Here is a 4,739-nt window from a genome sequence, read left to right as displayed (position 1 = left end):
AGGTGATTTTCGCATTGCAACTGTAGACGGTAAATTAAGTGAACCAATTAAAGGTTTACCTCAAGTCAATAGCAGTGGACAAGGTGGACTTTTGGGATTACGTCTTGATCCAAAATTCGAGTCAAACCGTATGATATATTGGGTTTTCTCTGATAATACCGCTGCCGGAACTTTGACGGCTGTTGCGAAAGGAAAACTGTCCGCAGACGAGAAATCGATAGAAGGTGCTAAAGTTATCTACCAAGCTACTCCTGCTCATAAAGGGAACTTGCATTATGGTGGCCGTATTATCTTTGATAAAGAAGGCAATATTATTTTGAGCACGGGTGAAAGATCTGATTTGGTCACAAGACCATTGGCACAAGATCTGAATGCAGCATTGGGCAAGATCCTACGCATAACCACTGATGGACAGCCTGCCCCTGGGAATCCATTTATAGGCAAGGCAAATGCACGTCCGGAAATTTACAGTTATGGACATCGTAATCCACAGGGACTTGTCTTACATCCTGAAACTGGCGATCTTTGGGAAACTGAATTTGGTCCACGGGGCGGCGACGAGTTGAACAGAATTGAAGCCGGCAAGAATTATGGATGGCCAACGATTACGTATGGTATAGAATATAAAGGAGATAAGGTTGGTGAGGGCATACAACAAAAAGACGGTCTGGAACAACCCGTCTATTATTGGGATCCTGTTCTCTCGCCTAGTGGAATTACATTCTATACCGGACAGAATATTCCAGAATGGAAGAATAATCTCTTTATTTGCGGTTTGAGCAGCATGCACATTGCCAGAATTATACTAAAGGATAACAAGGTGGTTGGAGAAGAACGCCTACTAGGTAGTGAAGGTCAACGATTTAGAGATATCACGCAGGGAAAAGATGGCGCGCTGTACGCTATCACAGATATCGGAAAATTATATAAAATTGATAAAAAATAAATACTTCGATTCGACGCAGCCCCTCTCAAATGGGCTGCGTTTTATGTTGACCTAGCCCTAAAAACACCCTTTCAATTATTTTTTATCGACCTTATTTCCTATATTTCTTTTCGAACATGACAACCACTTTAGTTTGGCTCGATTATTGATCATCTATTAGCGAATCAATAAATTATTATATGGTAAAAAAAGAAAAAATGAAAAAACTATTAGAAATTAATCCCTTGTCATTCTATATGACCAACTGGGGATTTGTAAACAACACCGCCCCAAAAAGAACGCGCAAAACCTGCCAACCTTCTCCCAAAAATTAAGCGTTCTTGCTTAAACAATTCAATTAAAATTTATTAAAATTATCTGCTGATATCCTCCATACGGATATTAAGTAAGAGATTTATTTCTTTTACTAGATCCGTATGGAAGGGCATTAAGCTATGCGAAAAAATAGGCCAATGCGATTACGATTATAATACAAGCAATCATAATGTATTTATTCAATTGGCTATTTTTTTCTCCTTCGTCACTTTTATAGTGATAATCTCGTTTGTTGGGCAAATTCATAAGCTTGTTTTTATTCATGATGAAGTTACGGACTTTTTTCCATATTATTCGTGATGATAAGGCTCTCCCTTCATGATAGAAAATGCACGATAAAGCTGCTCTGTAAAAAACAAACGAATCATTTGATGCGAAAATGTCATCTTGGACAACGAAATTTTTGAATTTGCTCGATCATAAATTTTTTGGTCAAATCCATAGGGGCCACCAATAATAAATACCATATGCTGAACACTTTGCACCATCATTTTTTCCAGATAAGCAGAAAACTCCAGGGAGCGAAACTCTTTTCCATGTTCATCCAGCAGAACGACTAAATCTTGAGGCTGTAATTGTTTTAGAATCAAAAGAGCCTCCTTATCTTTCTGCTGCTCAGCAGAAAGATTTTTGACATTTTTGATGTCTGGTATCACCAGGATATTAAAGTTCACATAAAACTTTAACCGTTTAATATACTTATCAATACCCTCTATCAGGTATTTGTCATCTGTCTTACCTATACAAAGTAGCGTTATCTTCATCTAAACATTTTATAAGTTTTTGTTATGAATAGCACAATAGAAGCCGGCTTTCTCGATCCAAAATAATGGCTTTGTTCTTGTTCCCGGGTATTGTCAAAAGCTGCTCATAAACTTTTATCCAAGAGCTGCTACGCTAATAAATAGCGCATACATACAATTGAGCAAAGTTCTGATTTTATTTAAAATAAACACAATCAAAAGGACAAAAAAACATTAACCTCATTTATTCGTTTAGTTATAAAACATTTATTTTCTCGTACACGCTTAAAACATCACGCTGAAAATGGATAATGACCTCGTTTTAAGCGCATCGATCAGATCAGATTGTTGTATATAACAATAGGAACGAAATATATTTCAACAATTCCAATACGCAGAAATAAAGCTGCTGCGTTAGTTGTCTAAAAAGATGTGAAACTGTACGTGCTCATCTGGATTACAATAATATGGAAATGCAAACAAATTAAGTATACACATGAAAATAATAAAATCAATTATTCTTATTGCTTTTGGCTTATTAGCACATGAAACCTACGCTCAGACAACCGCGGTAGACAGTACGAAAACCTGGATTATCAAAGGAGAAAACACCTTTCTGATCAACCAAAGTTCATTTTCTAATTGGGCTGCAGGTGGTGTAAATTCATTCTCCGGCAACCTAACTCTTAATTACGACTTCAATTACAAAAAAGGCAAATGGTCATGGGACAACAAGGTCCTAGCGGCTTATGGGCTAACCTTTCAAAAAGAGTCGGACTGGCGCAAAAATGATGACCGATTAGTTTTAAATAGCTTGTTGGGACATCAGGCGTCTCAGTATTGGCTTTATACCTTTTTTCTAAACTTTAACACACAATTTGCCGATGGTTATGATTACACAGCTTCACCCCAAAAAAGGATATCCAGGTTTTTAGCTCCGGCATACCTGAGCTTCGGTCCGGGTTTTGCTTACAAACGATCGGACAACCTCAGATTTAATCTTTCACCTGCGGCTGTGCGCTTTGTATTCGTAAGTGATACACTCCTTTCTACACGATATGGACTAAATCCGAACAGCAAGTCCCGCACTGAATTCGGTGCATCATTTGATGCTTATTATAAAGTAAATTTAATGGAGAACATTTCATTTGAAAATATACTAAAACTCTATTCAAACTATTTAGATAAACCTCAAAATGTAGATATCGACTATACGGCCAATCTTTTTATGAAGGTAAATAAGTTTATTACAGTAAACGCAGGTGTACAGATGATCTACGATGACAATACGGCTATTCCGATTATTAAAGATAATGTTGAAGTTGGAAAGAGAAATTCTGCCCTACAAATTAGGCAAATTGTTGGTGCTGGCGTGACATACAAGTTTTAAAGGCAAAAAAAATAGCAGGCACAAGCCCACATAAGCAAGATAAATTACGAAGTCGCTGTAAACGAAAAAACCGAATTTAAATCATTCGGTTTTTTCTATTATTTAGGAATACTTATGTAAAATTAATCACTAAAATGGCGCATCATCAGGCATGTCGTTCATTCGGGATGGCATAGTAATCCCCCCACTGAAGCCCCCAGCACTAAAATCATCAGCAAAGTTTGGCGACGGATTCAATGCAGAAGCAGAAAATGTAGCCGGTGCATCACCGAATCCATCTCCACCACCCATACCCGAAAACTCATCTTCTAAATCCACAAACTTCACAAATTTACCCACAAAGCGAAGTGGAACAATTCCGGTCTCACCATTACGGTGTTTTGCAATAATAACTTCACCGACACCGGCAGTAGGACGTCCCTCTTCATCTTCTGTCAAACCATAATATTCGGGCCTATATAAGAAAAGAACCATATCCGCATCCTGCTCAATAGAACCAGACTCCCGTAAATCGGACAACATAGGGCGCTTACTATTTCCTGGCCTTGACTCTACTGCACGACTCAACTGCGACAATGCGAGCACAGGAATATTTAACTCTTTGGCAACAGATTTCAAAGCACGGGAAATACTACCAATCTCTTGTTCACGGTTCCCCCCTCCTTTACCGTCTGCTTTTCCATGCATTAACTGCAAGTAATCGACGATCACCATCTGGATATCGTATTGTGCCTTTAAGCGCCTACATTTAGCTCTAAATTCGAACACGTTCAACGCCGGCGTATCATCAATAATAATAGGCGCATCAGTTAAACGACCAATTCTCGAATGTAATTGTTGCCATTCATGATCAGCAAGATTTCCTTTTTTCAATTTCTCTTGCTCAATTTCGGTTTCACCAGCGATTAGACGATTGACAAGCTGAACAGATGACATCTCCAGCGAGAATACGGCAACTGCTTTTCCGTGTTCCACTGCAGCATTACGTGCAACGGAAAGTACGAATGCCGTCTTTCCCATCGCTGGACGTGCTGCAATAATAACCAGATCAGAAGGCTGCCAACCTGAAGTCATACGATCCAAGGCAGTCAAACCCGAAGGTACACCTGTCAGACCATCTGTGCGGTCACGCAGCATCTCAAGATTAGAGATCGCCTCACGCATAATATCGTCCATCTTTCTTGAATCTCTCCGCAAGTTATTCTGCGCGATATCAAACAAACTTTTTTCGGCATGATCCAACAGATCGAAGATATCTGACGTTTCATCGTATGAGCTATTAATAATTTCAGTAGAAACTTTAATCAGCTCACGCTGGATATATTTCTGTGAAATAATACGTGCA

Annotated in this window: 4 protein-coding genes; 2 read left to right on the top strand and 2 right to left on the bottom strand. The window is 38.8% G+C overall.

The window, feature by feature from the left end; translation table 11 throughout:
- Window positions 1–946: PQQ-dependent sugar dehydrogenase (locus B2X72_RS23995; RefSeq protein WP_286851815.1), on the top strand; the 946-nt coding region annotated here is incomplete at its 5' end.
- A 605-nt stretch (window positions 947–1,551) separates the two neighbouring features.
- Here B2X72_RS23995 and rlmH read toward each other — a convergent pair.
- Window positions 1,552–2,025 carry a 23S rRNA (pseudouridine(1915)-N(3))-methyltransferase RlmH gene (gene rlmH / locus B2X72_RS23990; RefSeq protein WP_145327024.1) on the bottom strand — a complete coding sequence of 158 codons (474 nt, stop codon included), beginning with the start codon at window positions 2,023–2,025 and terminating at the stop codon, window positions 1,552–1,554.
- Between the two features lie 475 nt (window positions 2,026–2,500).
- On the opposite strand from rlmH, the gene B2X72_RS23985 reads away from it, so the two are divergent.
- Window positions 2,501–3,394, top strand: a complete 894-nt coding sequence (locus B2X72_RS23985; protein ID WP_088162174.1) for a DUF3078 domain-containing protein — start codon at window positions 2,501–2,503, stop codon at window positions 3,392–3,394.
- Between the two features lie 129 nt (window positions 3,395–3,523).
- Here the strand turns inward: B2X72_RS23985 and dnaB are convergent.
- Window positions 3,524–4,739, bottom strand: a 1,216-nt coding sequence (gene dnaB / locus B2X72_RS23980; RefSeq protein WP_286851812.1) for a replicative DNA helicase, incomplete at its 5' end; no start/stop codon positions are given.

The sequence above is a fragment of the Sphingobacterium sp. UBA7253 genome (assembly GCF_002472745.1).
Taxonomy (GTDB): domain Bacteria; phylum Bacteroidota; class Bacteroidia; order Sphingobacteriales; family Sphingobacteriaceae; genus Sphingobacterium; species Sphingobacterium siyangense.
The sequence above is the reverse complement of the archived record's forward strand: the minus strand, read 5'-3'. Positions and strand labels throughout refer to the sequence as shown.